Raw genomic sequence first — 26,090 nt, forward strand, 5'->3', positions numbered from 1 at the left:
CTCCTTGGCGCGCTTGAGGTTCGCGCGGTGGCCGTCGTGCAGCGCCCCCATCGTGGGGACCAATGCGTCGGGGGACGCGAGGACGGCGTTGTGAGCCGAAGCAGCGGACCATGCCAAGCGCAGTGCGGCCGGTGCGCGCGGAGCGGGATCGAGTCGGCCGCGGCGGCGCACGACGCGGCCGCGACCCGGCGGGGCACCGGGCTCGGAGAACCCGACGTTCGGCTTCGGACTGGAGCCGCGTTCCCTTGCACCGCTTGAGAAGCAGCCGCGAGGGAGCGGTCAGGCTCGGCGTTTCGTTATCTGCGCGGCGTGGCGACCCGCTGCGGCTTCTGCCATGAAGTAGACGCGGTCGCGGTCGAGGCCGCGGCCCATCGTCGACAGCCGGACCGGGAGCGCCTCCAAGGCCTCGGCCAGACCGGAGCAGTCGATCTCGATCTGGCGGTGGCGTTCGGGCAGCTCGAGGAGCTGGTCGCGGATCTTCGCCTCCAGGTCCACCGGGAGCTCGTCGGGGACCGGGACGTCGGCGGCCGCCAAGGCGACTTTCCCGTACGCCGTCATCGAATGGTGCGAGATACCGCGATGCCGTTCGCGCGCATCGCCTTCGGAGATCCGCAGCGACGCGACCGGCCGCCCGCCGAGCACCGCCGCGGCGTTGACCGCCTCGCCCGCCGCCGTGCCCGAGAACCCCCACACCGTGCCGGTGCCGAGGTTCCCCGGGCCCTGCGCCACGATCGCGATGTCCGCGTTCCCGACCACCCGCGCCGCGATGAGCGCGTTGTGGACGTTCGTGGCCTCCAGGTCCCCGCCGAAGCACTGCCCGGCCGTCACCACCGTGCACAGCCGGTCCGAAAGCTGGTCGAGCTGCCGCGAGAACCACGCCGGGAGCGCCCCGCCGTCGGTCATCACGTAAGCGACCCGCGCCTGCGGTGCCGTGGCATGGATCCCGGCGAGCACCGGCGCGAGCGCCGAGTGCAGGTCCGCGACCACCACCGGCATCCCGCCGAGGTCCTCGCAGGCCTCCACGGCCGCCCGGTGCGGCGAGTCGTCCTCGTCCACGGCCAGGCGCATCGCCTGCATCGGGGTGTACCGGGCCTTGACGATGTGCCCGGGCCCGTCCACGTCGGCCGGGAGCCGGTCGGGGACGGCCACGACCAGCGCGTACCCGCCCGTACCCAGGCCCTTCGCGATGGCGTTGCAGTTGAGCAGCACCCGGTCGCCGACCTGGGGGACGCCCACGAGAGCGTCGTAGGCCAGGCCCCGGCACGCGAACGCGTCCTCGCCCTCGCGGGCCTCCACGTCCACGTCCAGCTCGGTGCACCCGCGCCATGCGCCGCGCACCCCGGTGACGGTCCCGTATCGCCATCTGATCACGGCCCGGACCTTACCAAGGGCCCGCCCGCGAGACCGAGCCGAGTGGTACTCGCCGCAGGCCTTTGGCGGCCCCGAGCCGCGAGGGCATAGGCTTGGCGGGTGGCCAACGATCGCACGGAACGACTGGTGAACCTGGTGCTCTGCCTGCTGTCCTCGCGGCGCTTCCAGACCGCCGGCAGGATCGCCGGGATCGTGCCCGGCTACGAGCACGACCCCGACGACAAGAAGGCCCACGACGCGTTCCAGCGCAAGTTCGAACGCGACAAGGCCGAACTGCGCCGCATCGGCATCCCGCTCCAGTCCGGCACCGACTTCATCGGCGACGCCGAGCCGGGCTACCGCATCGCCCGCTCCGACTTCGAGCTCCCGCAGATCGAGTTCACCGACGCCGAGGCCGCCGCCGTGGCCGCCGCCGCCCGCCTGTGGCAGCAGCCCGAACTCCAGTCCGGGTCCGCCGAAGCCCTGCGCAAACTCCGCGCCGCCGGCATCGACGTCGAGTCCCACGCCGCCGCCTCACCGGTCACGTCCCTGCCCGGCGCCGAGGCCGCCCTCGCGCCGTTCCTCGAAGCGGTCGCCTCCCGCCGCGCCGTCGTCTTCGACTACCTCGGCAACCGGGACGAGACCGCCCAGCAGCGCCGCCTCCAGCCGTGGGGCTGCGCGGCCTGGCGCGGGCGCTGGTACGTCGCCGGATTTGACCTCGACCGCGGCGCGCAGCGCGTCTTCCGCCTCTCCCGTATCACCGGGAAGGTCCGCCTCACCGGCGCCGAAGGAGCCTTCGACATCCCCGAGGACGTCGACGTGCTCGCGTTCGCCTCCGCGTCCGAAGCCCAGCAGCTCCCTTCCCGCGCGAAGGTCCTCGTCCGGCCCAAACGCGCCTGGGGCGTGCGCCGCCGCGCCGACCAGATCGGCCCGCGCACCCCCGAAGGCGACCAGGCCTGCTTCTCCTTCCACGACACGACCGCCACCGCCGCCTGGCTCGCGTCCTTCGGCGCCGACGTGCTCGTCCTCGAACCGCCCGAACTGGTCAAGGAGACCGTCGCGTGCCTCCAGGCGCTGGCGGACACCGAGCGCCCGGTCTCCTCGGAAACGGAGTGAACGTGTCCACCAGCCGCCTCGCCCGCCTGCTCAACCTCGTGCCGTACCTGGTCAACCGGCCCGACGGGGTCCCCGTGACCGAGATCGCGGCCGACTTCGACGTGCCCGCCGACCAGATCCAGTCGGACCTGACGATGCTGTGGATGTGCGGCCTGCCCGGCTACGGCCCCGGCGACCTCATCGACCTCGCCTTCGACGGCGACGGCGTGCGGGTCCTGTTCGCCGCCGGGATGGACCGGCCCGTGCGCCTGGCCGCCCACGAGGCACTCGCGCTCTCGGTGGCCCTGCGGGTCCTCGACGACACGCCCGGCGTGGGCGACCGGGCCGCGATCGCCTCCGCGCTCGACAAGCTCGCCGCGGCCGCTGGCGAGGCCCCCGCCGACGTCACCGTCCGCGAGACCGCCGGCCCCGGGGCCGAGCGCTACGCCGACCTCGTCGCCTCCGGGCACGCCGCCCGCATCACCTACTACTCGGCCAGCCGCGACACCACCTCCGAGAGGGTCGTCGACCCCATCGAGGTCATCGTTGCCGACGGCCACGCCTATCTGCGGGCCTGGTGCCGCACCGCAGGGGAGATCCGCCAGTTCCGCGTCGACCGCATCGACGCCTGCGCCGAACTGGACGAGCCCTCGGAGCCGCTGCGCCTGACCAACCCGCCCGCGCCCACCGCGTTCCTCGCCTCCGAACTGCCGCGCATCGAACTGCTCCTGGGCCCCGGCGCGAAAGGCGTGGTCGACTCGCACCCGTGCGACTCGGTCACCGGCGAAGCGGACGGGCGCCGCCGCGTCACCATGCGGGTCCGCGACCTCGACTGGGCCCGCCGGTTCGTGCTCGGCCTCGGCGGCGAGGCCGAAGTCGTCGCCCCCGCCGAACTGCGCGAATCGGTCCGCCAGACCGCCTCCGCGGCCCTCGCCCGCTACAGCGCCGCCTGAACCCGCCCGCGCGGCCGCCCACCCCGAGCCGGGACGCACCGATACACTGTGGCGATGATCTGGGCGATATCGGTCGTGCTCGCACTCGCCGGGCTGGTCCTGCTGGCCGTGGCCGCCACCCGGCTCCGCGGCGGCCTCAAGGAACTGCGGCTGAACCTCGACCGCGTCCAAGAGCGCGTCGGCCAAGCGCAAGAACTGCAAGAACGCCTCAACCTCACACTCGCCGAAGCGAAGAAGGCCACCGCCCGGCCCGGAGAATGACGCGTCACGAACACCGACGACAGGCGAAAACGTGACACACCGCCGCGGCGGCCGCCACATTCTGATAAAGATCGGCGATCCCGAAGCCTCCAGTGTTGACGGAAGTGTCAAACGTCGGTCATGCTTGTCCGGCTCGACTAGGTCGTAGTCGCGCTTACAGCCGGTGACCTCGGGGTGAACCCGATCTCGGCCACCGTGGCAGCCGCCTCCAGTGCGGCATACGATGGTTAACGTCACCGACACATACCCGGAGGGACCGAACAATGGGTGCATTGAAGCCCTGGCACATTCTCATTCTCGTCGTTGTCATCTTGCTGGTGTTCGGCTCCAGGAAGCTCCCCGACATGGCCAGGGGTCTGGGTCGCTCCATGCGGATCCTCAAGTCCGAGACCGAAGCGATGAAGAAGGACGGCACCAACCCCGAGCAGGACGGCGACACCCGCGCCGAGCCCAAGCACGGCCGTGAGCCGCTCGACCCGCCCGCGCCGGTCACCGAGTCCGTGATCGACGGCGAGTCCGTCGACGCCGACCGCAAGAAGACCAACTAGCCCGCCCGCGGCCGACACGATGGCAGACGCACCTCCGCGGCGCGCCAGGAAACGCAAGACCAAGTTCCAGCGCGCCGCCGACGGCTCCATGACGCTCATGGAGCACCTCGCCGACCTGCGGCAGCGCCTCATGGTCGCGGTGATCGCGATCCTCGTAGGCACCATTGTCGCGTTCTTCTTCGCCGACGACCTCATCAAGTTCCTGGCCGACCCGTACTGCTCGGCGCTCGGCGACGGTTCGCTGACCGAGCGAGGTGACGGCGCGAAGTGCCAAGCGGTGCTCAACTCACCGATCTCGCACATCGCCCTGATGCTGAAGATCGCGCTGTACTCTGCGCTCGTCGCGACCGCACCGATCTGGCTCTACCAGCTGTGGGCTTTCATCGCCCCGGGCTTGCACCGCAACGAACGCAAGTACGCGTACCTGTTCATCGGCATCGCCGCCCCGCTGTTCCTCGCCGGCGCGATCCTCGCCTACTTCGTGGTCGCCCACGGCATGGAATTCATCATGCTCCTGGCGAGCCAGGAATTCGTCATCCTGCTGAACCTCGAGGACTACCTCAACTTCTTCATCTCGGTGATGATGGTCTTCGGCATCGGGTTCGAGTTCCCCCTGATCATGCTGATGCTCAACGTGATCGGTCTCGTCTCCGCCAAGCGGATGCTCGGCTGGTGGCGCATCGTGGTCGTGGTGAGCTTCGCCTTCACCGCGGTCTTCACCCCCACGCCCGACCCGTTCGGCATGACGGCGCTGGCGATCTGCATGCTCATCCTCTACCTCGGGGCCTGCGGCGTCGCCTACCTCAACGACAAGCGCAAGGGCGTCGAGTACGGCGACGACAACCTCGGCGACGACGAAGCCGGTGACATCGGCTCGGCCGACGACCTCGGCGAGGCCGCAGGCGTCAACGCCAGCGGCCTCGACGACGAGGACTATCCCTCGGCAGCACCCGAGCGGCGCAACCGCCTCGGCCGCCGAGTGGACGGATACGACGACATCACCTGACGTCACCTCCGAAGTGAACGGTGAAAGGGCCCCGGCGCGATGCGCCGGGGCCCTCACTTCGTCTATTCGCGCTTAACAACCGGCCCGCACCAGCCGCAGCACCGCGTCCAACCCGACCGCCCGGCCCGCCTCGGCGTGCGGCACCAGGAAGCACCTGGCCCCCACGCCCGCCGCGCCCGCGTCGGCCATCGAGTCGCCGACCATCAACACCCGCCCCGGCTCCACGTCCAGCGCATGGCAGGCCGCGTAGAAGATCTTTTCGTCCGGCTTGCAGTACCCGACCTCATAGGACAGCACCCACGCGTCGATGAACCGGTCGATCCCCAGCCGTCGCAGGATCGGCCGCGCGTCGAACCCGATGTTCGAGACCAGCGCGATCGGATACCCCTGCGCCTTGAGCGACACCAGCGTGGCGATCGTGTCCGCGAACGCGACCCACCCCTCCGGGGACGACATCCGGTCGTACAAGGCCTCCGCGAGACCCTCGAAAGCGCCGTGGGCCTGCGCCGCGAGCTCGGTGTACGCCTCGCGGTGGGCCTCCTCGTCCAGATCCCGGTCAGCCCACGCGTCGGCGAAATGCGGCCGCACCCGCGGCTCCATGCCCGAACCGGGCCAGCCTTGAGCGCCGATGGCGTCGGCCAGCGCGGTCACGGCGAGCGGCGAGAGCTGACTCCCGCAGGCCTCGGCGGCCAGCGAGACCGATCGGGTCAAGGGTTCGAGCTGCGCCAAGGTGCCGTGGAAATCGAACAGGACCGCGTCGACCGCGCCGCGTCCCGCATCGTCGTCTCCTGGTGAGGAATCCCGGTGCACAAACGGACGATACCCGGCCGTGTAGGCGTCGTCACAGCCGGGTGCTCGCGGCATGTGAACGGAGTGCCGGTAGGTAACCGAAGTGCTTATGTCGGCCCGGCCGACTAGTGTTGGGCGCATGGTTACCGCCGACGTGCCTGACGCCGACGACCGCTCCCCGGCACAACGCCACGCCGCCGCCCGCGCGCGTCGGCACTGGCCCGAGCTCGCGGCCTTCGCAGGGGACTACCCGTTCGAACTCGACGACTTCCAGATCCAAGCCTGCCGCCACCTCGAAAGCGGCCACGGCGTGCTCGTGTGCGCCCCCACCGGCGCCGGGAAGACCGTCGTCGGCGAGTTCGCCGTGCACCTGGCGCTGGCCGAGGGCCGCAAGTGCTTCTACACCACCCCCATCAAGGCCCTCTCGAACCAGAAGTTCAACGACCTGGTCGAGGCCCACGGCGCCGAAAACGTGGGACTCTTGACCGGCGACACCGTCGTCAACGGCGAGGCCCCGATCGTGGTCATGACCACCGAGGTCCTGCGGAACATGATCTACGCCGCCTCGCCCACCCTCGCGGGCCTGCGCTACGTGGTCATGGACGAGGTCCACTACCTCGCCGACCGGTTCCGCGGCGCCGTGTGGGAGGAGATCATCATCGAACTCCCGCAAGAGGTCCGCGTGGTCTCCCTCTCGGCCACCGTGTCCAACGCCGAGGAGTTCGGCGACTGGCTCAAGAGCGTCCGCGGCTCCACCGAGGTCGTGGTCTCCGAGACCCGGCCGGTCCCGCTGTGGCAGCACATGATGGTCGGCGGGGCCCTGCTCGACCTGTTCGAACCCGACGGCGACCACGTCTCCAAGGAACTGCTCAAAAAGGACGCCCGCGCCCGCGAGCGGGGCGAGGCCCGCTCAGGCGGCCGCCGCCGCGGCCGCCCCTATGTCGACCGCGGCCGCGTGGTCTCGCGCCTCGACCAGGCCGCGCTGCTCCCGGCGATCTACTTCATCTTCTCCCGCGCCGGCTGCGACGCGGCCGTCGACGAATGCGTGCGCGCCGGGCTGCGACTGACCGACGGGCGCGAACGGGACGAGATCCTCGACTACGCCACCGCCTCGGTCGCCCACATCGACCCCGCCGACCTCGATGCGGTCGGCTTCGAACGCTGGCTCGCCGGGCTCGCGGCCGGGATCGCCGCCCACCACGCAGGGCTCCTCCCGGTGTTCAAGGAAGTCGTCGAGAAGCTCTTCGAGCGCGGCCTGCTCAAGGCCGTCTTCGCCACCGAGACCCTCGCGCTGGGCATCAACATGCCCGCCCGTTCGGTGGTCCTCGAACGCCTCATCAAGTACGACGGCTCCGACCACGTCATGCTCACCCCCGGCCAGTACACGCAGCTCACCGGTCGCGCCGGGCGCCGCGGCATCGACGTCGAGGGCCACGCGGTCACCGTCTGGGCCGAGGACGTGCGCCCCAAGGAGCTCGCCGGGCTCGCCTCCAAGCGCACCTACCCGCTCAACTCCTCGTTCGCGCCCTCCTACAACATGTCCGTCAACCTCATCGGCGCCGCCGGAGTCGCACGCGCCCAAGAGGTCCTGGCCTCCTCGTTCGCGCAGTTCCAGTCCGACTCCGAGGCCGTCCACATCGCCGAGCAGGCCCGCAGCCTCGGCCGCCGCGCGGCCGAAGCCGCCAAGGGCGCCGCTTGCGACCAGGGCGACTTCCTCGCCTACTACGAACTGACGCAACAGCTCTCGCACGCCGAACGGGGCGCGCAGAAGCGCCGCAAGGGCGCCCTGCGCGACGAGGCCCGCACCCGCCTCGAACAGCTCCGCGGCGGCGACGTCGTGTGGATCTCGCGCGGCAAGCGCACCGGCTGGGCCGTGTTCCTGCGCCCCACCGGCGGCTCGCGCCACCACGACCCGCGGTGGGCCGTGCTCACCGCCGACGGTTGGGCCGGGACCCTGGAGACCTCCGCGTTCGACGGCGGCGTCGAGGTCGTCACCAAGATCCGCATGCCCAAGCGCTTCGACCGCCGCGACGCGAAGTCCCGCTCCGACCTCGCCTCCAGCCTGAGGGAGGCCACCCGCGACCGCTCCCGCCCGACCCGGCGCGGCGGTTCGGCCGCCACGCCCGAGATCGCGCGGCTGCGTGAGGAGGTCAAGGCGCACCCGTGCCGCACCTGCCCCGACGCCGGGCAGCACACGGTGCACGCGTCGCGCTGGGCCCGCCTCAAACGCGAGGAGGAGCTGCTGCGACACCGCTCCGAGCGCCGCGAGCACTCTCTCGCCCGCCAGTTCACGGCGGTGCGCGAGGTCCTCACCGAGTTCGGGTACCTCGAAGGCGAGACCGTCACCGACGCGGGCCGCCTGCTGCGCAACCTGTTCGTGGAGACCGACCTGCTGGTCGCGCAGTGCCTGCGCGACGGCATCTGGGAGGGCCTGCCGGCGCCGGCGCTGGCGGCGGTGGCCTCGACGGTGATCTACGAGTCGCGGTTCGAGGAGGACGAGTTCTTCGTGGCGGTGCCCGGTCAGATCACCGAGCAGGTCGCGAAGACCACGCGGCGCTGGGAGGCGATCCGGCGGGCCGAGAACCAGCGGGGCCTGTCGCTGATCTCGCGGCCGCAGATGGGCCTGGCCTGGCCGATCTACCGGTGGACCAACGGCGAGGAGCTGTCGAAGGCCCTCGCGGCGGCCGACGGCCCGTGGCCGATGCCTGGCGGCGACTTCGTGCGCTGGGCCCGCCGCACGGCGGACCTGCTGCACCAGATGGGCACAGCAGCGCGGTATCTCGACACCGAGTCATCCCATAAGCTCGCCGACGCCGCCTTCGAAGCGGTGGACGCGATCCGCCGAGGCGTGGTGGCCGACGTGTGAGCGATGTCGGCCGGACCGCGCTTTGCGCGGTCCGGCCGAGACGCATGGCGCGAGAGCGGCAACGCCCGCAGGGCACGCCGAACGTCTTCAGGCCCCTGGGGAATGGGCCCCCGATGTTCAATGCTGCCATGGGGGTACGACATCGGCCCCCGAGGCGGGTTCCACAAGGCACGCCGAACGTCCGCTTCGGCCCTGGGGATGGGCCCCCGGTTTTCAATGGTGCGCTTGGGGTGTGACAGTTCGGGGTCGATCAGGCCTTCGGTGTGGTGATCGCCTCATTGAACCTGGCGAGGGCCGAGGCCACGCCCCATTCCGCCGACAGGGCCTCGACCTTCGCGGGGTCGGCGGGGGAGTGGGGCAGTGCCCCGTCCACCACGGGTACGTCCACGTCGGTCACCGCCGTCGAGACCGTGACCGCCCGGTCGAGGTAGTCCGTCGTCTCCAGGATCGACTTGCGTTGGCGCTCAGGGAGGTCCGAGCCCTCCTCCGCTGCCGCGGCCTTCAACCCCGCGATGCCGCCGTACGTGTTCACCAGCGTCACCGCCGTCTTCGCGCCGATGCCCTTGACTCCTGGCAGCCCGTCCGAGGGGTCGCCGCGCAGGACCGCGAAGTCCACGTAGTGATTCGGCCCGACCCCGAACTTCGTCGCCACCGCCTCGCCGTCGAACAATTCTGCTTTAGATATCCCGCGTGCGAGGTATACGACCTTGCGGTCCCGCTCATCGTCGACGAGCTGGAACAGGTCCCGGTCGCCGGTGACGACCAGCACCGGCTCGGCCGTGCGCGAGGCCAGCGTGGCGATCACGTCGTCGGCCTCGTACGACGGGTGCGTCGCAGTTGCGATCCCCAGCGCCGGCAGCAGCGCCTCGATCGCCGCGACCTGGTCGTCCAGGCCCTCCGGGGTGTCCTCCGAGCCGTCCGGCTGCGCCCGCTCGGCCTTGTAGCCCGGCATGAGCTCCACGCGCCACTCGGGCCGCCAGTTCCCCTCCAGGCAGCACACCATCCCGGTGGGGGAGAAGCGCCGCGCCAGGACCGCCAGGCCGTCGAAGAATCCGCGTACCGCGCCCGCGCGGCGCCCGTCGGGGGCCTTGATCGAGGACGGCAGCCCGTAGTAGGCCCGGTACCACAGCGAGGCGGCGTCGATGAGCATCAGCATCGGACCACTCTCTCATGAGCGGACGACAGGACACGCGAACGGCGATTTCACCCGTCACTTAGTGCGAAACCTGCCACATTAATGGCCGGGTGCCACAACTATGAGAGGGTCCGACCGGAAAGATCGGCCCGTCCGCTACTCACGAGGAGCCCTCAGGTGAACACGACCGCCCGCCGCGCCGCCGCCGCACTCGCCCTGATCGGGACGGGTCTGGCCGCCACCGCCGCATGCTCGTCCGACTCCGGCGAGGACACCCTCACCGTCTGCACCAACATCCCCTTCGAGCCCTTCGAGTACCGCGAGGACGGCGAGTACGTCGGCTTCGACATGGACCTCATGCAGCTCCTGGCCGACCGCCTCGACCAGACCGTCGAAGTCGTCGAGATCGACTTCGACTCCATCGGCTCGGGCTCGGCCCTCAACGCCGGGACCTGCGACATCGCCGCCGCCGGCATCTCCATCACCGAGGAACGCAAGGACGCCATGGGCATGTCCCAGGCCTACTACCGCGCCGACCAGGCCCTCGTCGTCCCCTCCGGCTCGGCCGTGACCTCCCTGGAGGACCTCTCCGGCCTCAAGGTCGCCGTCCAGTCCGGCACCACCGGCAAGTCCTACGCCGACGACAACGCCGAGGCCTACGGCTACGAGGTCATCGAGTTCGAGACCATGGGCGACATCGCCTCGGCCCTGACCGCCGAGTCCGTCGACGCCTCCATCGCCGACCTCGCCACCTGGAACAAGATGATCGAATCCGCGCCCGAGCTCCAGCTCGTGCAGTCGATCGTGACCGAAGAGCACTACGCCTTCGCCGTCCAAAAGGACGACACCGAACTGCTCGACGAAGTCAACGCCATGCTCACCGAGGCCTTCGACGACGGCACCTACGCCGAGCTGTACGAGAAGTGGATCGGCGAGCCCTACACCGGCGACCAGCAGTGACCGCCGAAGCCGAGCCGCGCATGACACCGCGGCAGCGGCGCCGGATCGCCCGCGCGATCCAGTACGCCGTCATCGCCGCGGTCCTCATCGCGCTGGCGGTCGTCGCCGACTGGGGCCGCATAGTCGACTCCTTCCTCCAAGCAGACGTCGCCGCCGAGATGTTCCCCGAGGTCTGGACCGCCTTCGGGAACACCATCGTCTACACCCTGCTCGCGTTCGCGTTCGGCATGGTCGTCGGCGTGCCCGTCGCGCTCATGCGCGTCTCCGAGTTCGGGCCCTACCGCTGGGCCGCCACCGTCTACGTCGAGATCTTCCGCGGCCTGCCCGCGCTCCTGGTGCTCTTCCTGGTCGGCTTCGGCGTCCCCCAGGCCTTCCCGGGCATCCAGTACCCCGGCGGCGTCTACGGCCAGGTCGCGCTCGGCCTGGGCCTGACCTCCTCGGCCTACATCGCCGAAAGCGTCCGCGCCGGCATCCAAGCGGTCCCCAAAGGACAGATCGAGGCGGCCCGGTCCCTCGGCATGAGCCACACCCGCACCATGGTCACCGTGGTCCTGCCCCAGGCCCTGCGCATCGTCATCCCGCCGCTGACCAACGAACTGGTGATGCTCACCAAGGACTCCAGCCTCGTGTTCGTCCTCGGCGTCACCACCGCCACCATGGAACTGTCCAAGTTCGCCCGCAATGAACTGACCTCCACCGCCAACGCCACCCCGCTGCTCGTCGGCGGCCTGCTCTACCTGCTGTTGACCGTGCCGCTCTCGGCGCTGGCCCGCCGCCTGGAGAAGCGAGGAGAATCGCGATGACCGAACCGATCGTGGAAGTCAGGGGCCTGCGCAAGTCCTTCGGCGACAACGAGGTCCTGCGCGGCATCGACCTCGACATCGACGAAGGCGAAGTGGTGTGCCTCATCGGCCCCTCCGGGTCGGGCAAGTCCACGCTCCTGCGCTGCGTCAACCTCCTGGAGACCCCCACCGAAGGCCACATCGTCGCCGCCGGGCACGACCTCACCGGCCCCGACGCCGACCTCGACGCCGCCCGCCGCGACATCGGCATGGTCTTCCAGCAGTTCAACCTGTTCAGCCACCTGTCGATCCTCGACAACGTCACCATCGCCCAACGGCGGGTCCGAAAGACCCCCAAGGCCGAAGCCGAAGCCGAAGCCAGGCGCCGCCTCGCCGAAGTCGGCATCGAAGGCAAGGAACGCGCCCGCCCCGCCCAGCTCTCCGGCGGCCAGCAGCAGCGCGTGGCCATCGCCCGCGCACTCGCCATGAGCCCCAAGCTCATGCTGTTCGACGAACCGACCAGCGCCCTGGACCCCGAACTCGTCGGCGAAGTCCTCGCCGTCATGAAAGGCCTTGCGGCCGAAGGCATGACGATGCTGGTCGTGACCCACGAGATGGCCTTCGCCCGCGAAGTCGCCGACCGGGTGCTGTTCCTCGACGGCGGCGTCATCGTCGAGTCCGGGCCGCCCGCCGACGTGCTCGCCAACCCCCGGACCGAGCGCGCCCGCGAGTTCCTCCACCGCGTCCTCCACCCCGCGGACTGACATCATTGGGGGCATGAGCCACCAGCAGCAGCCAGGCCCGAGCACCCTGTGGCGCGGCGGGCACGTCCTCAGCCCCACCAGCCCGGCCGCCACCGCCCTGCGCACCGAAGGGGACCGGATCACCTGGGTCGGCCCCGATGCCGACGCCCCCGCCGCCGACCGCACCGTCGACCTCGACGGCGCCCTCGTCACCCCCTCGTTCGTCGACTCCCACGTCCACCTCACCGGCACCGGCACGGCCCTGACCGGCCTCGACCTCGCCGGGACCGTCTCGGCCGCCGACGTCCTCGACCGGGTCGCCGCCTACGCCAAGACGCTCCCCTCCGACGCGGTCGTCATCGGCGGCGGCTGGGACGAGACCACTTGGGACGACCCGGCCCTGCCCAGCTACGACGAGGTCGACCGCGCCGCCGGAGGCCGCCTGGCCTACCTCTCGCGCATCGACGGGCACTCAGGGATCCCCGGCTCCCGGATCGTCAGCGAGCAGCCCGAGATCGGCCTCCTCGAATACGGGCTCGACAAGCCCCCCTACCGCCGCATGGCCCACCGCGGGGCCCGCGCCGCCGTCGCCCACGCCGTCCCCGTACACCAGCGCCTCGACAAGGCCCGCGAGGCCCTCGCCCACGCCGCGTCCCTCGGCATCACCGCCGTCGCCGAGCACTCGGTCCCCAACGACCGCGACAACCGCATCGAACCGGAGTTCCAAGGCCTCGTCGCCCTCGGGACCGAACCCGGCCTGCCCACCGTGTTCGGCTGGTGGGGCGAACTGCGGGCCGCCGAGAAGGCCCGCGACCTCGGCGCGCACGGCTGCGGCGGCGACCTCTCGGTCGACGGCTCCCTCGGCTCCCACACCGCCTACCTGCGCACCCCCTACGAAGGCACCGACCGGACCGGCTCGCAGTACCTCACCGCCGACCAGATCGCCGCGCACCTGTTCGACTGCCACGACGTGGGCCTGCCCGCGGCATTCCACGCCATCGGCGACGGCGCGGTCGAAGCCGTGCTCGACGGCCTCGACCTCGTCGAACCCCGCGTGGGCCTGGACGCGATCCGCCACGCCCGCCACCGCATCGAGCACGCCGAGGTCCTCGACGGGCCGCTGGTCGCCCGCATGGTCCACCACGGCGTCCACGCCTCGGTCCAACCCGCGTTCGACGCCGCCTGGGGCGGACCGAACCGCATGTACGCCGCCCGCCTCGGCCGCGAACGGGCCCTCGCCACCAACCCGTTCTCGCACCTCGCCGGGGTCGGCGTACCGCTCGCGTTCGGATCGGACTCCCCGGTGACCCCGCTCGACCCCTGGGGCGGCGTCAGAGCCGCGCTGGCGCACCGCAGCCCCGTCTCCCGCCTTCCGATGGCCGCGGCGTTCACCGCGGCCACCAGAGGCGGCTGGCGGGCCCTGGGCATCGACGACGCCGGGACGCTCGCCCCCGGCGCCCGGGCGCACTTCACCGTGTGGGACGCCTCGGTCCCGGGCCTCCCCGACCTGAGTGATCCCGGCACACCCGATCCGGTCGCGGCGACCACCGTCGCAGCCGGCCACATCGCGTTTTCACGCACCTGATCCGGGCCTTCGAACGTCACCGCAGGTCACCGCCTCGCCCGCGCGTGATGGGCGGCTGACGCGAGAAAAATTGCTGGACTAAAATTCCGACCCGGTCGACACCTCCGGCGCTGATTGGCTTACGGTGGTCTGGTCCTCGGCGGGCGACCGGAAACGGAAGACCGCCGAACGTCGGGGGCGACTCGACTTGCTTTGCTCCCACGCAGACTGGACAAGGTGGCGGCGCGGCCGCACCGCTACCGGCGGCCAGGTCCAGATCGCGGGGGTCGGCGGAGGAAGGCGAGCCGGTCGCCGGTGGTGGACCCGCGGCGAACGCCAGTGATCCCTAGACAACAGCTCGTAGACGCTCAGCCAGACGGGTGCGAGTTGGTCCGAAGATCACCAGCGGACGCGGCAGGGGACACCGGCCGTACAGGGACTGGGAGAAACCCGTGCGAGGGGCGTAGCCGGACACAGCTACGCCCCTTTGCCGTACCCGCAGTACGCTTAAGCACCGACCCGGTGCGGCGAGTCCCCCTCGCCCCGGGCCGAGCGCCCGACCGGGCGCGCCGTACCAGCGAGGAGCGCCCTAGTTGAGCACCGTGATCGACGACGACCGCGACACCGCCGCCGACGCGGCGGCCCCCGCTCCGCGGCGCCGGCCCCTCCTGGTCACCGATTCGCCCCTCGGCCGTCGCCTCACCCTTCCGGCCGCGCTCGTCCTCGCCGCCGTCTCCGGCCTCCTGGCCGTCCTCGCGTTCCCCCCGTACGGGATCTGGCCGCTCGCGGCGGTCTCCGTGGCCGGATTCGGCGCCGCCGTCCACCGCCGCCGCGCCCGCGGCGGCTTCGGCATCGGCTTCGTCTACGGCCTCGCGTTCTTCCTGCCGCTGCTGTCGTGGACCTCCACCCAGGTCGGCCAGTACCCGTGGCTGTTCCTCTCCGCGCTCCAGGCCCTCGCCACCGCGATCCTGGGCCTCGGCCTGGCCCTGTGCTCGCGCCTGATCGACGCCCACCGCTGGATCTGGGCCCCGCTGACGGCCCTCGCCTGGGTCGCCCAGGAGACCCTGCGCTCCCACCAGCCGTTCGGCGGCTTCCCGTGGGCCCGCCTCGCGTTCAGCCAGGCCGACGCCCCCACCTCGGGGATCGCCTGGCTCGGCGGCGCCCCGCTCCTGAGCTTCACCGTCGCCCTCACCGGCGGGCTCGTCCTCGTCGCCGGGTACCTGCTCGCCGCGCGCCGCGTCGCCGGCATCCGCAAGGGCGCCATCCTCGTCGCCGCTGCCGCCTACCTCACCGTCGGCGCCCTCGCCCTGCCCGTCGGCGCCACCGCCCCGGCAGGCGAGGCCGTCAACATCGCCGTCATCCAAGGCAACGTCCCCCGCCTCGGGCTCGACTTCAACGAACAGCGCCGCGCCGTCCTCGACAACCACGTCAACGCCACCAAGGACCTCGCCGCCGAAGTCGCCGCAGGCCGCGCCGAACAGCCCGATCTCGTGGTGTGGCCCGAGAACGCCTCCGACATCGACCCCATCGCCAACCAGGACGCCTACGACCTCATCACCGAGGCCGCCGTCGCCATCGACGCCCCGATCGTCCTGGGCGGCATCGTCCACAACGACGACGGCACCCGCTCCAACATGAGCATCGTGTGGGACCCCGAACAGGGCCCGGTCGAGATGTACTCCAAGCGCCACCCCGTGCCCTTCGCCGAATACGTGCCCTACAAGGACTTCTTCCGCACCGTGGCCGGATGGATCGACCCGCGCATGGCCGACGGCATCGACAACGTGGCCGGATTCGAGCACGGCCAGAACCCCGGCGTCATCAGTGTGGGCGACCTGGAGATCACCGGCCTCATCTGCTTCGAGATCGCCTTCGACGCCGAGACCGCCGACTCGGTGCGCGACGGCGCCCAGCTCATGGTCGTCCAGACCAACAACGCCACCTTCGACACCAACGAGGCCCAGCAGCAGCTCGCGATGGTCCAACTGCGGTCGATCGAGCACGCCCGCGACGGCCTCATGGCCTCCACCGTCGGCGTCTCCGGCTTCACCGACCACACCGGACACGTCTCCCAGGCCACCGAGTTCAACACCGCCGCAGTCATCCAGGCCGACCTGACACCCTCGACCACCTCGACTCCCGCCACCGCAATGGGTATCCTGCCTGAAACGGTCCTCACCGGAGCGGCACTGGTGGGCTTGGCCTGCGCGATCGTCTTCAACATCCGGCACCGCCGCAGCCAGACCTAGAGAGCCGACGCCATGAGCCCACACCCGGATCCGAACGCCACCGGCAGCGAGACACCCGGCGGCGCCGGCGAAGGCACAACGTCGGCCATCGTGGCCATCCCGACCTACAACGAACGCGACAACATCGACACCACCGTCGAAGCGGCCCTGACCGGCTGCCCGAACATCGACATCCTCATCGTCGACGACTCCTCACCCGACGGCACCGGCGACCTCGCCGACGCCCTCGCCGAAGCCGAGACCCGCGTCCACGTCCTCCACCGGCCCCAGAAACAGGGCCTCGGCGCGGCCTACCTCGCCGCGTTCGACTGGGCCGCCGCCAAGGGCTACCGCACCGTGGTCGAAATGGACGCCGACGGCTCCCACGACCCCGCCGACCTGCCGCGCCTCCTCGCCGCCCTCGACGAAGGCGCCGACCTGGCCATCGGCTCGCGCTACATCCCCGGCGGCTCGGTCCGCAACTGGCCCCTCCACCGCCTGATCCTCTCCCGCGGCGCCGGCACCTACACCCGCGCCCTCCTGGGCCTGGGCGTCCAGGACGTCACCGCCGGCTACCGCGCCTACCGCCTCGACGCCCTCCAGAAACTCCAGCTCGACACCGTCAACTCCGTCGGCTACTGCTTCCAGATCGACCTCACCTGGCGCGCGGTCAAAGCCGGACTCACCATCCGCGAAGTCCCCATCGTCTTCACCGAACGACGCGCCGGAGCCTCGAAGATGAACGGCGCCATCACCGTCGAAGCGCTGCGGAACGTGACCCGGTGGGGGATCGCCCACCGCACACGGCAACTGCGCCGCGCCTTGGGGCGTGGCAGAATCGAAGCGTGACCCACCAGCAGCCGCAAGCCGCCCCGCCGCGAGTCCCGTTCGCCATCCGGCTCGCTCTGGCGGCCTGGGTCGTGGCCGAGGCCGCCGCGTTCTTCGGCCTCGCCTACCTCATCGGCTTCCTGTACACGGTGCTGATCTTCGTCGGCACCACCGTCCTGGGCTTCGCCCTCATCCGCTACGTGGGCGCGAAGTCCTTCCGAGCCGCCCGCGACTACCTCAACTCCGGCGGCGACCCCTCGCGCGAACTGCCCAACGGGTACGCGCTGGCCGGGGCCGCGTGCCTCATCGTCCCCGGGTTCGTGACCGACCTGGTGGGCCTGCTCCTGCTGTTCCCGCCGACCCGGTTCGTCTTCCGCGGCCTGGGCCGCTGGATCGCCTCGCGCGTGCCCACCGTCCACCTCGGCGGCGACGTCATCGACGGCGAAGTGATCGACGAGCGCGATGCGCCGGTGCGCCATGACAGGGACGACGACGGACCCCGGCCGATCATCGACCAGGGTCCGTGAGTCTGTTCTTTTTAGCGCTCGCCGCGGCGGGCGCGCATCTCCTGAAGGCGCTCGTCGAGGATCTCTTCGAGCTCCTCCATCGACCGGCGCTCCAGCAGCATGTCCCAGTGGGTGCGCGGAGGCTTGACCTTCTTGGTCTCGGGCTCCTCGCCGTCGACCAGCTTCGCGGTCGAACCGTCCAGACGGCACTCCCATGTGAGCGGGATCTCCGCTTCGACGGCGAAGGGCACCTCGAAGCGGTGGCCCTGGGGGCACACGTAATCGCGGGTCTGGCGGGGCGCCAGCTCCGTGTTGCGGTCCGATTCGTAGCTGACGGCGCCGAGACGAGAGCCTCTCAGCATTCTGTCGCTCATGTTCCCCTGCACTTCCTCTAGAGCACTGTCTTCAAGAGCACTGCCGGTGCAGCGACGCCTTCGCGCGCTGCCCGCCGGGCCGTGAACGATGTCGCCGGCCCGGTCAGCCCTTGGACGACGGCATCGGCCCCGCGGTGGCGTTCTTCGGCCGTGATCTCGGCCCTCACGCCAGGGCCCTGGTTTCGCTTCGTACAACGCCGGGACCTGCCCGCATCCTTCCCGATGCCGACCCCCAAGTGTGGCGCGGCGCGCAAACGGCGGCCACAGACGTCCCCTTGAAGTGTGACACAACACCGGCTCCGATCCGCGCGGGCGAGTGCGTGAGATGCCCCGCGTCCCGCGCGGCGGGACGAACGGGGCGGGAGCGACGCGTGAACGCCGATCGGGTCGCATCCGACGCGACCGAGCCCAGTAAGGTGTGGACCAGACTTGGCGAACTTACGGCTCGCATGCATCGCCGAGAGGGGAGTTCTCAATGCACGTCCTTGGAATCGACTTCGGTACCTCGAACACGGTCGCCGTGCTGCGTTCGGCCGACGGACGCGTACGCCCCCTGCTGTTCGACGGCGCCCCGATCCTTCCTTCGGCGGTCTACTACAACTCCGACGGCCGCATGCTCGTCGGCCGCGACGCCGAGCGCAACGCCCGCATGGACCCCGCGCGGTTCGAGCCCAACCCCAAGCGCCGCATCGACGACGGCTCGCTGTTCCTGGGCACCTCCGAGATCCCCGTGCCCCAGGTGTTCGCCTACGTCCTCCAGCAGGTCGCCCTGGAGGCCCAGCGCCAGGCCGGCCAGATGCCCGGCCAGGTCCGATTGACCCACCCCGCCCGCTGGGGCGAGCGGCGCCGCTCGATCCTGGTCGACTCGGCCCGCCTCGCCGGGCTCCCGGCCCCCCAGCTCATCCCCGAGCCGGTGGCCGCGGCCTCCTACTTCACCTCGGTCCTGGGCACCGCCGTCCCGCCGGGGCGCTCCCTGGCCATCTACGACCTCGGCGGCGGCACGTTCGACGCCACGGTCGTGCGCCGCACCCAGACCGGTTTCGAGGTCCTCGCCGAAGAGGGCATCGGCGACATCGGCGGCCTCGACTTCGACCACGGCATCGTCGAGCACCTCGGCAAGACCTACGGCTCCTCGCACCCGGCCGACTGGCAGCGCCTGCTCAGCCCGGCCGACGACCGCGACCGCCGCTACCGCCGCATGCTGTACGAGGACGTGCGCGGCGCCAAGGAGACCCTCTCGCGCACCGCGAGCGCCGACATCCACCTGCCGGCCCTGGAGGTGGACGCGCACCTGACGCGCGCCGAGTTCGAGGACATCGCCCGCCCGCCCCTGGAGCGCACCGTCGACTGCCTCCAGCGGGCCATCAGCTCGGCCCGGATGAACCCGGCCGACCTGGTGGGGATCTTCCTGGTGGGCGGCTCCTCGCGCATCCCGATGATCTCGCAGCTGATCCACACTAAGCTCGGCGTGCCTCCGCAGACGTTCGAGCAGCCCGAGACCGTGGTCGTCGAAGGCGCGGTGCGCGCGGCCTCCGGTCCGGCTCCGGCCGACCAGCCGCTGACGCGCCCGACCTCGGGCGGGCCGGTCTCGCCCGCCGGGCACATGTCGACCCCGCGCCCGCCCGTGCAGGCTCCCGTCCAGGCCCCGCAGATGCTGCCGCCGCAGACGAACTACCAGCCCGCGCCCTCCCCGCAGCCGGCCTACCAGCAGGCCCAGGCCAAGCGGCCGCTGCTTCAGGAACCGGCCGTCCTGGTCACCGGCGCGGCCGTCCTGGTGCTGCTCATCGTGTTCTTCGTGCTGCTGGCCTCGATCCTCAACTGACCTCGCCGCCCCTCTGTCGCACGGCGTACCCGGCCCGCTGGTTGAGCTCGCCGATCTGGCGGTCGAGCCATTCGATCTCGGTGAGGTTCGTCGACCGGTGGATCTGCATGAGGCCCTTGCGGAACGGTGATTCGAGCCGCTCTGGAGGGATCGGCGCGCCCAGCTCGTCGAAGAACAGCTGCGCGGGCTGGTCGAGGAATTCGCGCCGCCTGGCGAGCACGAGCGCCTGCTCGCGCGGGTTCTCCAGGTGGTGGAGGAACGCCAGCAGCACGTACCACTTGTTGTCGTCGGTGAGGAACCCCTGCTCGGGGTCGCGCAGCCACCGTCGCAACTGGTCGGTCCCGATCTGCGTGATCTCCAGCATGTGCCGCGGCGCGGCCACCGATCCGGGCGCGGTGCGCCGCGTGAGGCATTGCGCGTCTTCGAGTTTCTTGATCGTCGGGTAGAGCGTCCCGTCCGCAATGGGCCGCACATGCCCGGCCAGGCTCGCGACCCGGTTCTTGAGGTCGTAGCCGTGCAAAGGGAAGTCCCTGAGGAATCCGAGTATGGCCATCTTCAACATGCGTCCATTATGACAGATTTCACAAGATATATCGCGTTCGAGGTAAGAAACCTCGTTGCCAGTCAACGCAATCGCCCGCCAAAGAAAACGAGCACGGGCTCCGCCCGCGCCCTCACCAACAACAAGAGGCCTCCCAAAACCCCTGCTGGACAAGGGTTTCGGGAGGCCTCAGTCGACGGGCGCTCGGTCAGACTATGTGGAAGTACCAGAGGGCCGCGTAGGCTGCTGCTCCCAGCAGGACTATGAAGATCAGGAGGACGAGCCAACCGGCGGCGGCTTCGGCGAGGCTGGGGCGGCCTGTGTCGCCGGTGGCGGCGACTACCGGTTCCCAGACCGTGTCGTCGATGATGCGCATGGGGGCGATGGCCTTCGCGGGCGGGTACCAGGGGCGGGACTGGGACGCGGTGGCGGTGCGGTTGGCCGGTTGGAGGCGGCCTCGCCGGTTGTAGGCGAACAGGGCCACTTCGGACTCGTCGGCGAGGGCCGCGACGCGGGGACTGACCGGCATCGAGGCGTAGAGCCTGCGCCGGCGGTCGGGGGAGCCGGTGCCGACGATCATGGGGATGTCCTCGGCGGTGACTTCCAGGCCCGGGGCCTTGACCGCGGCGACCGTGCGGGCCGACTCGACGGTGGCCTCCCATTGCGGGCTCGGCAGGATCTCGCCTTCGACCTTGTCCAGGTGCTTGAGGTGGGCCTGGAGGAGGCTGAGGAGCGCGTAGGCCTGCGGGGGCACGTCGGGCGGCATGTTCATGAGCTGAAGTGTCACATATTCGTGCTCGGTCCGCCGCCTCAGAACGCCTCGATCTCGGCTCCCAGGAGCCCGAGCCGTTCGGCGAGCTGCTCGTAGCCGCGGTGGATGACGTTGACGTGCCGCAGTTCCGAGGTGCCCTCGGCGCGGAGCATGCCCAGCAGCAGGACCACGGCCGGGCGCAGCGCGGGCGGGCAGACCACTTCGGCTCCGGCCCATCTGGCGGGCCCGTCGACGTGGAGGCGGTGCGGGTCGAGCAGCCGCACCCGGGCGCCGAGCCGGGTGAGTTCGGTCAGGTAGATCGCGCGGTTCTCGTACACCCAGTCGTGGATCATGGTCGGCCCTTCGGCGCAGGCGGCGATGAGCGCGAAGAACGGCAGGTTGTCGATGTTGAGCCCGGGGAAGGGCATCGGGTGGATCTTGTCGAGCGGGGCCCGCAGCTGCGAGGGGTACACGGTGAGGTCGGTCAGGCGGGTGCGCCCGTTCGCGGCGAGGTATTCGCCGCTCCTGGCGTATCCCAGGCCCATCTCCTCGGCGAGCGCGAGTTCGATCTCGACGAATTCGATGGGGACGCGTCGGACGGTGATCTCGGATTGGGTGACGACGGCGGCGGTGAGGAGGCTCCAGGCTTCGATGGGGTCTTCGGAGGGTGCGTAGTCGACGGGGACGTCGATGTCTTCGCGGCCGTGGACGGTGAGGGTGGTGGTGCCGATGCCGTCGATGCGGATGCCGAGGCGTTCGAGGAAGAAGCAGAGGTCTTGGACCATGTAGTTGCACGAGGCGTTGCGGATGGTGGTGGCGGCGGGGTAGCGGGCGGCGGCCATGACGGCGTTCTCGGTGACGGTGTCGCCCCGTTCGGTCAGGACGATGGTGTCGGGTGGGTCGACCTGGTCTTTGACGGTGGCGCGGTAGGCGCCTTGGGAGGTTTCGACGGAGAGGCCGAAGCGGCGCAGGGCGACCATGTGGGGTTCGACGGTGCGGTCGCCGAGTTGGCAGCCGCCTGCGAACGGGAGTTCGAATTCGGCGTAGTCGTGGAGGAGGGGGCCGAGGAACATGATGATGGATCGGGTGCGGCGGGCGGCGTCGGCGTCGATGCGGGTGAGGTCGAGGCGTTCGGGCGGGGTGATCTTGAGGTCGTGGCCGATCCATTCGTGGTGGACGCCCATGGAGTCGAGGACGCGGAGGATGCGGTTGACCTCTTCGATGCGGGCGACGCGGCGCAGGGTGGTGGTGCCGCGGTTGAGGAGGCTTGCGCACAGGAGTGCGACGCACGCGTTCTTCGAGGTTTTGACGTCGATGGCGCCGGTGAGGACGGCGCCGCCGTGGACGCGCAGGTGGCGGGCCTGCGGTGCGGTGGCTTCGGCCTCTCCGGCGCTGTCGTAGTCGAACATGCGGTCAGCGTAACGGAGTTCAGTGTCCAGTAGGGGCGATCGGCTGGTACAGGCGTGCTGCTCAAGGCTGCTGGTCGGGGAGGTCTTCGGGGAGTGGTCCGATGCCTTCGGCGGCGCGGACCTGTTCGTCGAGGAGTTCCATGACGGCGGCGACGGCGGGCCGTCTGGAGCCGCCGCGGAGGGTGACGGCCTGGAAGTGCCGGAAGGGCGTGAACGGGTCGGCGACGGCGATGCGGTGGAGGTCGAGGTGGTGGGGGAGGTCCACCAGCCGGGGGATGAGCGCGACGCCCATGTGGTGGGCGACCATGACGGCGATGACGTTCCATTCGCGGGCCTCGCCGGTGACGGTGGGCCGAAAGCCCGCGTTGGAGCAGGCGGTGAGGACGTGGCGGCGGTGGATGGAGCCGGGGACGCCGAGGATCCACGGTTCGCGTTCGAGGTCGCGCAGGTCGATGACCTCGGCGTCGGCGCTGGGGTGGTCACCTGGGACGACGAGGTCGAACGGGTCGGTGAAGACCGTCTGGGCGTCGAAGCGGATGTCCTCGGGCGGGGGGTTGTCGGGGGTGGCCTCGACGAGCGCGAGGTCGGCGTCGCCGGCGAAGAGCAGGTCGAAGCTCTCGGCGGCCTCGGCTTCGCGCAGGCGCAGTTCCAGCGCGGGGTGGCGTTTGCGGGCGGCGTCGACGAGCGGGGCCAGGAGGGTGGCGATCGCGGTCGGGAATCCGCACAGGCGCAGCAGCCCGGAGGGTTCGCCTTCGGTGGCCTGGAGTTCGGCTTCGGCGAGGCGCCACATCGCTTCGATGGCGTCGATGTGGGCGATGAGGATCTGCGCGGCCGAGGAGAGGCGCACGCCTCTGCCGACCGGCTCCAGGAGCGGCACGCCGAGGTCCTTGGACAGCAGTCTGATCTGCTGGGAGGCCGCTGAGGTGGACATGTGCAGGGCCTTGGCGGCGCCTGAGACGGTGCCGTGGTGCGCGATGGCCCGCAGGACGTGCAGGCGCCTGAGGTCGATCAAGGTGTGGCCTCCCTCCCTTTAGTGATTGCTTCACGATGAGTTTCGCAAACTAGCGTCGCCGAGGTGTTGTAGCCCGCGGCAATGGGACCTTAACCTCGATCGTGAGCGTGAAACGGTGCGTGGATTTCGCGGAGAGCGGAATCGGCCGGAGCTCATCCCTGAAGATTCCCGATGCCTTGTAAGGAGGACGCGGTCATGCTGTGCTGCCCGTATTGCGGTTGGCCTGACGAGGACACGGTCACGACCGTGTCGCGTCACCGGAGTGCGTCGGGCGTGACGGTATGGACGCGCTGCATCTGCGGTTCGCTTCAGACTCGGGTGTGGCGTGGAGGCACGCTCACCGTCTGCGCGCGGAGCAGACCCAGCGGCCACCCGGCCGCGACCCTGTAACCCTCTCGGTTCCCCCTGCTTCCTTTAGCGACGCCGTGCCCGAATGGCCGCGGCGGTCTCCTGTCTGCTCTTTTCACTGTTCGAGGACTTCCCATGCACGACTTCGACATCCGGATCATGTTCCAGATCATCGGCGCGCTCCTGTACATCACCAACTTCCTGCTGCTCCAGACCCACCGCATCCACGCGACCAAGCCGGCCTCGCTGCTGCTGGTCATCTCGGCCTGCTCGATCCTGCTGACCGCGGCGATCATCGGCCGCGACTGGGGCCTGATCCTCCTCGAAGGGACCTGGCTGTTCCTGGTGGTCACCACGTTCGTGATCCGTCAGCGGTCGGCGCGGCGGATGGCGGTGCTGGAGCGCGAGGCGGCGGTCTCGGCGGTGCCGTCGCTGCGTCAGCCGGTCCTGCCCGAGCCCGAGCCCGAGCCCGAGCCGGTGCGGGTCCCCGCGCGGGAGTTGGCGCTGGCGACCGCCGCGTAGCCCGTTAGGCTTCTGGGCGTGGCTATCCGAGTGCTCATCGCAGACGACCAGGAGATGGTGCGGGCCGGGTTCCGGGCGATCATCGACGCGCAGCCTGACATGGAGGTCGTCGCCGACGCCCCTGACGGGGTGGTGGCGGTGGCCGAGGCCCGGCGGCTGCGCCCGGACGTGTGCCTGTTCGACATTCGGATGCCGCGCTTGGACGGCCTGGAGGCGACGCGGTCGCTGCTGTCGGGCGCGAACGGCTGGGCGCCGCGGGTGGTCGTGGTGACGACGTTCGACACCGACGAGTACGTGTACGGGGCGCTGCGCTCGGGCGCGACGGGGTTCTTGTTGAAGGACTCGGGGCCGACGCTGCTGGTAGAGGCGGTGCGGGCGGCGGCCAGCGGCGAGTCGCTGGTCTCGCCTTCGGTGACGGTGCGCCTGTTGCAGCGGTTGAGCGAGCCGGCGGCCGAGGGCCCGAAGGCGGTCAAGGTGCTGACCGAACGCGAGCTCGACGTGGTGGAGCTGGTGGCCCGCGGGCGGACCAACGCCGAGATCGCCGAGGCGCTGTTCGTGTCGGTGTCGACGGTCAAGACCCATCTTGAGGCGGTGCGGGCGAAGCTGCCCGCGCGCAACCGGGTGGAGATCGCGGCGTGGGCGTGGGAACACGGCGTCGTGGGGTTATGGTGCGGACGCTGGCGGTGCCTTTCGCCGAGACCGAGACGGTGGTGCAGCGGTCGCGGTTCCTGTGCGCGCTGTACCGGGTCGACTCCGATGCCCAGGCGAGGGAGCGGATCGCCGAGCGGCGCCGCGTCCACTGGGAGGCCTCGCACAACTGCACGGCGTACGTCCTCGACGAGGGCCGCGCGGCACGCTCTTCTGACGACGGCGAGCCGGCCGGAACCGCGGGGGTCCCGATGCTGGAGGTCCTGCGCGCGCGGGGCCTGACCGACGTGCTCGCGGTGGTGACCCGCTACTTCGGCGGGGTCAAACTCGGCGCGGGCGGACTGGTGCGCGCCTACGGCTCGGCGGTGTCGGCGGCACTCGACGATGTGGCCACGGTCGAACTCGCCAGGTGGCCGCGATTGTCGGTCCGCGTGGACTACACGCAGGCCGGAAGCCTCGAAGGCCTCTTGCGCCTGCGCGAGGACGTGCGTTTGGCCGCCGTCGACTACGGCTCCGCGGTGGTGTTCGACCTGGCCTGCGCTGACGCGGAGATCCTGGTCGACTGGCTGGCCTCCCAGACCGCTGGTGCGGCACAGATCGTCCCGGCCGGTTCGGTCCGCGTCGAGCTCTAGTCCGAGGTGTCGCGGCGCAGCTTCTTGACCTGCGAGCGCCGCCGCTTGTCTTCGAGCCGCCGCCGCTTGGCGCCTTTCGATGGCTTCGTGGCCTTGCGTTTCGGCGGTGGCGCGGCGACCGCGCGGCGCAGCAGTTCCGCGAGGCGCTCGGCCGCGGCCTCCCGGTTGCGCAGCTGCGACCGGAATTCCGAGGCCGCGATCACCACCTGACCGTCGACGAGCCGCCCCTCGAGTCGTGCCAGCGCGCGTTCGATGAGGGCGTTGGGGAGTGCGTTGGTGTTCGCGAGGTCGAAGACGAGTTCGACGCGTGAGTCGGTGGTGTTGACGCCTTGTCCGCCGGGGCCTGAGGAGCGTGAGAACCGCCAGTGGAGTTCGTGGTCGGGGATGGCGATGGTCTCGGTGATTTGGACGGGCATG

Annotated in this window: 26 protein-coding genes and 1 pseudogene; 17 read left to right on the forward strand and 10 right to left on the reverse strand. The window is 70.5% G+C overall.

From position 1 onward, the window contains the following. Together AB0B28_RS13970 and AB0B28_RS13975 are read right to left on the reverse strand one after the other, a co-directional pair. Nucleotides 1-171 (reverse strand): pantoate--beta-alanine ligase (locus AB0B28_RS13970; RefSeq protein ID WP_360120947.1); only part of this gene is annotated, 171 nt, incomplete at its 3' end. 108 nt (nt 172-279) lie between these two features. Beyond that, nucleotides 280-1,371 carry a DUF3866 family protein gene (locus tag AB0B28_RS13975; protein WP_360120674.1) on the reverse strand — a complete coding sequence of 364 codons (1,092 nt, stop codon included), beginning with the start codon at nt 1,369-1,371 and terminating at the stop codon, nt 280-282. A gap of 99 nt (nt 1,372-1,470) precedes the next feature. Between AB0B28_RS13975 and AB0B28_RS13980 the strand changes: the two genes are divergently transcribed. The 5 genes from AB0B28_RS13980 to tatC all read left to right on the forward strand — a co-directional run bounded on the left by AB0B28_RS13980 (nt 1,471) and on the right by tatC (nt 5,213). Further along, nucleotides 1,471-2,466 carry a WYL domain-containing protein gene (locus AB0B28_RS13980; protein ID WP_360120675.1) on the forward strand — a complete coding sequence of 332 codons (996 nt, stop codon included), beginning with the start codon at nt 1,471-1,473 and terminating at the stop codon, nt 2,464-2,466. A gap of 2 nt (nt 2,467-2,468) precedes the next feature. Continuing rightward, nucleotides 2,469-3,398 (forward strand): WYL domain-containing protein, encoded by a 930-nt coding sequence (locus tag AB0B28_RS13985; RefSeq protein WP_360120676.1) that lies wholly within the window; start codon nt 2,469-2,471, stop codon nt 3,396-3,398. Between the two features lie 54 nt (nt 3,399-3,452). Next, entirely contained in the window at nt 3,453-3,659 is a 207-nt protein-coding gene (locus AB0B28_RS13990; RefSeq protein WP_360120678.1) for a hypothetical protein, read from the forward strand. A 263-nt stretch (nt 3,660-3,922) separates the two neighbouring features. Further along, nucleotides 3,923-4,207 carry a Sec-independent protein translocase subunit TatA gene (gene tatA, locus AB0B28_RS13995; protein WP_360120680.1) on the forward strand — a complete coding sequence of 95 codons (285 nt, stop codon included), beginning with the start codon at nt 3,923-3,925 and terminating at the stop codon, nt 4,205-4,207. A gap of 19 nt (nt 4,208-4,226) precedes the next feature. Next, nucleotides 4,227-5,213, forward strand: a complete 987-nt coding sequence (tatC, locus tag AB0B28_RS14000) for a twin-arginine translocase subunit TatC (RefSeq protein ID WP_360120682.1) — start codon at nt 4,227-4,229, stop codon at nt 5,211-5,213. A gap of 72 nt (nt 5,214-5,285) precedes the next feature. On the opposite strand, the gene AB0B28_RS14005 is transcribed toward tatC, so the two are convergent. Continuing rightward, nucleotides 5,286-6,023, reverse strand: a complete 738-nt coding sequence (locus AB0B28_RS14005; RefSeq protein ID WP_360120684.1) for an HAD-IA family hydrolase — start codon at nt 6,021-6,023, stop codon at nt 5,286-5,288. A gap of 118 nt (nt 6,024-6,141) precedes the next feature. Here AB0B28_RS14005 and AB0B28_RS14010 point away from each other — a divergent pair, with 118 nt between their 5' ends. Beyond that, entirely contained in the window at nt 6,142-8,868 is a 2,727-nt protein-coding gene (locus tag AB0B28_RS14010; RefSeq protein WP_360120686.1) for a DEAD/DEAH box helicase, read from the forward strand. A 250-nt stretch (nt 8,869-9,118) separates the two neighbouring features. Here the strand turns inward: AB0B28_RS14010 and AB0B28_RS14015 are convergent, their stop codons facing one another. Then, the gene (locus AB0B28_RS14015; RefSeq protein WP_360120688.1) at nt 9,119-10,024 is read right to left on the reverse strand and encodes a 5'-3' exonuclease; all 906 of its coding nucleotides are present in this window, start codon (nt 10,022-10,024) and stop codon (nt 9,119-9,121) included. Nucleotides 10,025-10,180: 156 nt separating this feature from the next. On the opposite strand from AB0B28_RS14015, the gene AB0B28_RS14020 reads away from it, so the two are divergent. From AB0B28_RS14020 to AB0B28_RS14050, 7 genes are all read left to right on the forward strand, one after another. Then, nucleotides 10,181-10,963: a transporter substrate-binding domain-containing protein gene (locus tag AB0B28_RS14020; protein WP_360120690.1), complete on the forward strand. Its 783-nt coding sequence runs from the start codon at nt 10,181-10,183 to the stop codon at nt 10,961-10,963. A 20-nt stretch (nt 10,964-10,983) separates the two neighbouring features. Then, the gene (locus AB0B28_RS14025; RefSeq protein ID WP_360120949.1) at nt 10,984-11,766 is read left to right on the forward strand and encodes an amino acid ABC transporter permease; all 783 of its coding nucleotides are present in this window, start codon (nt 10,984-10,986) and stop codon (nt 11,764-11,766) included. Next, on the forward strand, nt 11,763-12,509 hold the full coding sequence (locus AB0B28_RS14030; RefSeq protein ID WP_360120692.1) for an amino acid ABC transporter ATP-binding protein: 747 nt from the start codon (nt 11,763-11,765) through the stop codon (nt 12,507-12,509). Before AB0B28_RS14025 ends, AB0B28_RS14030 begins: the two co-directional genes overlap by 4 nt. Nucleotides 12,510-12,522: 13 nt before the next feature. After that, nucleotides 12,523-14,073, forward strand: a complete 1,551-nt coding sequence (locus tag AB0B28_RS14035; RefSeq protein WP_360120694.1) for an amidohydrolase family protein — start codon at nt 12,523-12,525, stop codon at nt 14,071-14,073. Between the two features lie 581 nt (nt 14,074-14,654). Next, on the forward strand, nt 14,655-16,301 hold the full coding sequence (gene lnt, locus AB0B28_RS14040) for an apolipoprotein N-acyltransferase (RefSeq protein ID WP_360120951.1): 1,647 nt from the start codon (nt 14,655-14,657) through the stop codon (nt 16,299-16,301). Between the two features lie 12 nt (nt 16,302-16,313). Continuing rightward, entirely contained in the window at nt 16,314-17,129 is an 816-nt protein-coding gene (locus AB0B28_RS14045) for a polyprenol monophosphomannose synthase (RefSeq protein ID WP_360120696.1), read from the forward strand. Then, nucleotides 17,126-17,635, forward strand: a complete 510-nt coding sequence (locus tag AB0B28_RS14050; RefSeq protein WP_360120698.1) for an FxsA family protein — start codon at nt 17,126-17,128, stop codon at nt 17,633-17,635. Before AB0B28_RS14045 ends, AB0B28_RS14050 begins: the two co-directional genes overlap by 4 nt. An 11-nt stretch (nt 17,636-17,646) precedes the next feature. On the opposite strand, the gene AB0B28_RS14055 is transcribed toward AB0B28_RS14050, so the two are convergent. Then, nucleotides 17,647-17,988, reverse strand: coding sequence for an RNA polymerase-binding protein RbpA (locus AB0B28_RS14055; RefSeq protein WP_228091996.1), 342 nt, complete (start codon nt 17,986-17,988; stop codon nt 17,647-17,649). Between the two features lie 475 nt (nt 17,989-18,463). Here AB0B28_RS14055 and AB0B28_RS14060 point away from each other — a divergent pair, with 475 nt between their 5' ends. Then, a complete protein-coding gene (locus AB0B28_RS14060; protein ID WP_360120701.1) occupies nt 18,464-19,810 on the forward strand; it encodes an Hsp70 family protein in 1,347 nt (448 codons plus the stop codon). On the opposite strand, the gene AB0B28_RS14065 is transcribed toward AB0B28_RS14060, so the two are convergent. From AB0B28_RS14065 to AB0B28_RS14080, 4 genes are all read right to left on the reverse strand, one after another. Continuing rightward, entirely contained in the window at nt 19,803-20,372 is a 570-nt protein-coding gene (locus tag AB0B28_RS14065) for a PadR family transcriptional regulator (protein WP_360120703.1), read from the reverse strand. The genes AB0B28_RS14060 and AB0B28_RS14065 overlap by 8 nt on opposite strands. A 187-nt stretch (nt 20,373-20,559) precedes the next feature. Beyond that, nucleotides 20,560-21,123 (reverse strand): hypothetical protein, encoded by a 564-nt coding sequence (locus AB0B28_RS14070; protein ID WP_360120705.1) that lies wholly within the window; start codon nt 21,121-21,123, stop codon nt 20,560-20,562. Between the two features lie 38 nt (nt 21,124-21,161). Further along, nucleotides 21,162-22,511 (reverse strand): UDP-N-acetylglucosamine 1-carboxyvinyltransferase, encoded by a 1,350-nt coding sequence (locus AB0B28_RS14075; RefSeq protein ID WP_360120707.1) that lies wholly within the window; start codon nt 22,509-22,511, stop codon nt 21,162-21,164. A 61-nt stretch (nt 22,512-22,572) separates the two neighbouring features. Then, nucleotides 22,573-23,523 carry a LysR family transcriptional regulator gene (locus AB0B28_RS14080; RefSeq protein WP_360120709.1) on the reverse strand — a complete coding sequence of 317 codons (951 nt, stop codon included), beginning with the start codon at nt 23,521-23,523 and terminating at the stop codon, nt 22,573-22,575. 483 nt (nt 23,524-24,006) lie between these two features. On the opposite strand from AB0B28_RS14080, the gene AB0B28_RS14085 reads away from it, so the two are divergent. The 3 genes and pseudogenes from AB0B28_RS14085 to AB0B28_RS14095 all read left to right on the forward strand — a co-directional run bounded on the left by AB0B28_RS14085 (nt 24,007) and on the right by AB0B28_RS14095 (nt 25,673). Next, on the forward strand, nt 24,007-24,393 hold the full coding sequence (locus AB0B28_RS14085; protein WP_360120711.1) for a hypothetical protein: 387 nt from the start codon (nt 24,007-24,009) through the stop codon (nt 24,391-24,393). Nucleotides 24,394-24,447: 54 nt separating this feature from the next. Continuing rightward, a pseudogene (locus tag AB0B28_RS14090) lies at nt 24,448-25,053 on the forward strand (response regulator transcription factor); the annotation flags it as partial. 23 nt (nt 25,054-25,076) lie between these two features. Continuing rightward, nucleotides 25,077-25,673: a YigZ family protein gene (locus AB0B28_RS14095; RefSeq protein WP_360120713.1), complete on the forward strand. Its 597-nt coding sequence runs from the start codon at nt 25,077-25,079 to the stop codon at nt 25,671-25,673. Here the strand turns inward: AB0B28_RS14095 and arfB are convergent. Further along, a complete protein-coding gene (arfB, locus tag AB0B28_RS14100) occupies nt 25,670-26,089 on the reverse strand; it encodes an alternative ribosome rescue aminoacyl-tRNA hydrolase ArfB (RefSeq protein ID WP_360120715.1) in 420 nt (139 codons plus the stop codon). The genes AB0B28_RS14095 and arfB overlap by 4 nt on opposite strands. Nucleotide 26,090: the final 1 nt, after the last annotated feature.

It is taken from the genome of Glycomyces sp. NPDC046736 (assembly GCF_040645615.1).
In the GTDB taxonomy this organism is placed as follows: Bacteria; Actinomycetota; Actinomycetes; order Mycobacteriales; family Micromonosporaceae; genus Glycomyces.

Bases quoted from the DNA above. Each gene is read 5' to 3' on its own strand.
- AB0B28_RS13990 (WP_360120678.1), top strand. From the start codon at position 3,453: ATGATCTGGGCGATATCGGTCGTGCTCGCACTCGCCGGGCTGGTCCTG.
- tatA (WP_360120680.1), top strand. From the start codon at position 3,923: ATGGGTGCATTGAAGCCCTGGCACATTCTCATTCTCGTCGTTGTCATC.
- tatC (WP_360120682.1), top strand. From the start codon at position 4,227: ATGGCAGACGCACCTCCGCGGCGCGCCAGGAAACGCAAGACCAAGTTC.
- AB0B28_RS14010 (WP_360120686.1), top strand. From the start codon at position 6,142: ATGGTTACCGCCGACGTGCCTGACGCCGACGACCGCTCCCCGGCACAA.
- AB0B28_RS14015 (WP_360120688.1), bottom strand. From the start codon at position 10,024: ATGCTGATGCTCATCGACGCCGCCTCGCTGTGGTACCGGGCCTACTAC.
- AB0B28_RS14025 (WP_360120949.1), top strand. From the start codon at position 10,984: ATGACACCGCGGCAGCGGCGCCGGATCGCCCGCGCGATCCAGTACGCC.
- AB0B28_RS14030 (WP_360120692.1), top strand. From the start codon at position 11,763: ATGACCGAACCGATCGTGGAAGTCAGGGGCCTGCGCAAGTCCTTCGGC.
- AB0B28_RS14035 (WP_360120694.1), top strand. From the start codon at position 12,523: ATGAGCCACCAGCAGCAGCCAGGCCCGAGCACCCTGTGGCGCGGCGGG.
- AB0B28_RS14045 (WP_360120696.1), top strand. From the start codon at position 16,314: ATGAGCCCACACCCGGATCCGAACGCCACCGGCAGCGAGACACCCGGC.
- AB0B28_RS14055 (WP_228091996.1), bottom strand. From the start codon at position 17,988: ATGAGCGACAGAATGCTGAGAGGCTCTCGTCTCGGCGCCGTCAGCTAC.
- AB0B28_RS14060 (WP_360120701.1), top strand. From the start codon at position 18,464: ATGCACGTCCTTGGAATCGACTTCGGTACCTCGAACACGGTCGCCGTG.
- AB0B28_RS14065 (WP_360120703.1), bottom strand. From the start codon at position 20,372: ATGTTGAAGATGGCCATACTCGGATTCCTCAGGGACTTCCCTTTGCAC.
- AB0B28_RS14070 (WP_360120705.1), bottom strand. From the start codon at position 21,123: ATGAACATGCCGCCCGACGTGCCCCCGCAGGCCTACGCGCTCCTCAGC.
- AB0B28_RS14075 (WP_360120707.1), bottom strand. From the start codon at position 22,511: ATGTTCGACTACGACAGCGCCGGAGAGGCCGAAGCCACCGCACCGCAG.
- AB0B28_RS14085 (WP_360120711.1), top strand. From the start codon at position 24,007: ATGCACGACTTCGACATCCGGATCATGTTCCAGATCATCGGCGCGCTC.
- arfB (WP_360120715.1), bottom strand. From the start codon at position 26,089: ATGCCCGTCCAAATCACCGAGACCATCGCCATCCCCGACCACGAACTC.